At 56.0% G+C, this 2632-nt stretch carries 3 protein-coding genes; all 3 read left to right on the top strand.

What is annotated here, in order from left to right; all coding sequences use genetic code 11:
- Nucleotides 1-143: 143 nt before the first annotated feature.
- A complete protein-coding gene (locus Q0482_RS02330) occupies nucleotides 144-1148 on the top strand; it encodes an alpha/beta hydrolase (RefSeq protein ID WP_299142854.1) in 1005 nt (334 codons plus the stop codon).
- Between the two features lie 370 nt (nucleotides 1149-1518).
- The gene (locus Q0482_RS02325; protein WP_299142851.1) at nucleotides 1519-1935 is read left to right on the top strand and encodes a MarR family transcriptional regulator; all 417 of its coding nucleotides are present in this window, start codon (nucleotides 1519-1521) and stop codon (nucleotides 1933-1935) included.
- Nucleotides 1936-1945: 10 nt separating this feature from the next.
- On the top strand, nucleotides 1946-2632 hold a 687-nt coding region (locus Q0482_RS02320; RefSeq protein ID WP_299142848.1), incomplete at its 3' end, for an alpha-hydroxy-acid oxidizing protein.

The following is a 2632-nucleotide window of genomic DNA, read 5'->3' as shown; positions in this document are numbered from 1 at the left end:
GATAGTAATTATCGACAGTCAAATGAATTACCGAGGAAAACTTGACACTTACGGCCCACCATCCCCCATTTGACATTCCTACCATATGGTAGTAATATATGGCCAATTACTTCTATATCGTATTATTTTAAAAGGAGCAGAACATGAAGAAGAAAAGTTTGGTGGCCCTTGCCCTGGCAGGGTGCCTTTGGATGGGAGGCAGTGCTATGGCTATGGATGTGAATGTGGATTCCGCCACGAAGGATATGCCGGGAAAGGCGGAGAGCACCCTTCTTTCCGTACCGGTGAAGACGCCGCTGATTAACCAGATTTCCGATGTGGTTTACGAGCAGGTACCCATGCGGGGCTATCCCAATGTGGCCATGAAGATGGATATCCTGCAGCCCAAGTCCGACAAGAAGCTGCCGGCTATTGTCTACGTCACCGGCGGCGGCTTCATCAATGCCAACAAGGATAACGGCATCCAGCTCCGCATGCATCTAGCGGAAGCAGGCTACGTGGTGGCCTCCATCCAGTACCGGGTGGCGCCCACTGCCAAATTTCCCCAGCCTCTGGAAGACGTGAAATCGTCCATCCGGTACCTCAAGGCCCATGCAGACCGGTTTAACATCGACCCTGACCGGGTGGGCATTGTGGGCGGCAGCGCCGGCGGCTATCTCACCGCCATGGCCGGAACCACCAGCGGCACCACTTCCTTTGATAAAGGGGACAACCTGAACGTTTCCAGCGATGTAAAGGCGGCGGTAGATCTCTACGGCCTTTCCGACCTCACCCGCATCGGTGATGATTACAGTGACGCTGTGAAGGAAAACCACAAGTCCGCCGGCGCCACAGAGGCACTCTGGGTCAACGGTTCCCCTGTCTTCGGCGGAAAGGACGGCGGTATCCTGGCCAATCCGGAAGGCGCCGCCAAAGCCAATCCCATTACCTATATTTCCAAAACCAGCGCCCCCATGCTTCTCATGCACGGCACGGCGGACACCGTAGTCTCCCCCAGCCAGACGGATCTCCTCTTCCAGGCACTGCAGAAGAACCACATTCCTTCCAAACGGTACCTGGTGGAAGGCGCCGCCCATGGCGGTATCTACTGGAACCAGAAGGAAGTGCTGGATATTATTACGGAATTCTTTGACTCTTATTTGAAATAAGGGATCTTGGACACGCCTGTCGGCGTGAGGGTTCAAAGGGTTCGGCCCGCCTTTGGCGGGCTGGTTCAAAGGGTTCAGAGGGGAGCGCCCTTTGGGCGCAAGGGGCGCGGCTGGCGCCGCAGGTTGGGACCGCCTGTCGGCGGCAGGTTGTGTAGAAGGGTTGAGAGGAGAAAGGTTCTTAAGATTGATGGGCCTGGGGCCCAAGGGTTCTCAGGTTTGACGGGCCTGGGGCCCGAGGGTTGTGGATTGCCGCTTCGCGGCAATAAGTTTTTAATGCCGCCTGTCGGCGGCATGGCTCGCTCCGCTCGCCTCTCCCCTTTTGCTTTCGGGAATACAGAAAGCCGCCGTAAGTGACACAAAGGAGGACACCATGAAACTGGATGATACCCTGGGCTTTATTCTGGGACGGGTTTCCAGGAAAATTCATTATCGCCTGGACGATATATTTAAAAGCCGCCATATGACCATCGAGCAGTGGGTGGGGCTCCGCATGATTGATGAAGAAGGGCCTCTGTGCCAGAAGGACCTGGCCTGCCGCATGGAGAAGAGCCAGAACACCATCAAAGCCCTCATCGACCGGCTGGAGGCCAAGGAGCTGGTGACGCGGACAGAGGACCCAAAGGACCGGCGGAATCTGATCCTCACCCTCACGGGGAAGGGGGAATCCCTTCTCAACACCCTGTCCCCTCTGGAGGATGAGGTGAATGAAACCATCGAATCCATCCTGCCGCCGGAGGAGACGGAAACATTGAAGCAGCTCCTTCTGCAGCTGGAAAAGAAGCTGTAAGGCAGTTTTATTGAAAACGCAGCCACTGAAACGTTTTATTTCAGCCGCTGTTTCCATTTCAAAGAAAGGAAATGAAATCATTATGGCTTACTACACAAGCAACGAGGAACATCCCATTGACATTTTGAACATCAAAGGACTGGAGGCCCGGGTAAAGGCCCGCATGGACCCCGGTGCCTTCGGCTACATCCGGGAAGGAGCGGAAGATGAATGGACCATGAGGGAAAATACCCGGTCCTTTGAAGACAGGCACATCGTTCCCCGGGTGCTCCGCGGTATTTCCCATGCAGACCTTTCCACCTCCATTTTCGGCATCCCCCTCAAAACGCCGGTGATTGAAGCCCCCTCTGCCGCCCACGGCCTGGCCCATATGAAGGGGGAGGTGGACACCGCCATCGGCGCCGCCAAGGCAGGCACCCTCTTTGCCATGAGCACCTACGGCAGCACGAACCTGGAAGACGCTGCCGCCGCCTGCCCCGGAGCGCCCCAGTTTTTCCAGATTTACATGAGCAAGGACGACGGCTTCAATGAATTCCTCATCCGCAAGGCTGTAAAGGCCGGCGTGAAAGCCATCATCATGACCGTGGACTCCACCCTGGGCGGCTACAGGGAAGAAGATATTGCCACCAAGTTCCAGTTCCCCCTCCCCATGCCCAACCTGGCCGCCTACGGCGCCGCTGATGGAAAGGGAAAAAAT

This window comes from uncultured Dialister sp., from assembly GCF_937959425.1.
In the GTDB taxonomy this organism is placed as follows: domain Bacteria; phylum Bacillota; class Negativicutes; order Veillonellales; family Dialisteraceae; genus Dialister.
The sequence above is the reverse complement of the archived record's forward strand: the minus strand, read 5'-3'. Positions and strand labels throughout refer to the sequence as shown.

Excerpts from the sequence above, each read along its gene's own strand:
- Q0482_RS02330 (WP_299142854.1), top strand. The coding sequence starts at position 144 with ATGAAGAAGAAAAGTTTGGTGGCCCTTGCCCTGGCAGGGTGCCTTTGG.
- Q0482_RS02325 (WP_299142851.1), top strand. The coding sequence starts at position 1,519 with ATGAAACTGGATGATACCCTGGGCTTTATTCTGGGACGGGTTTCCAGG.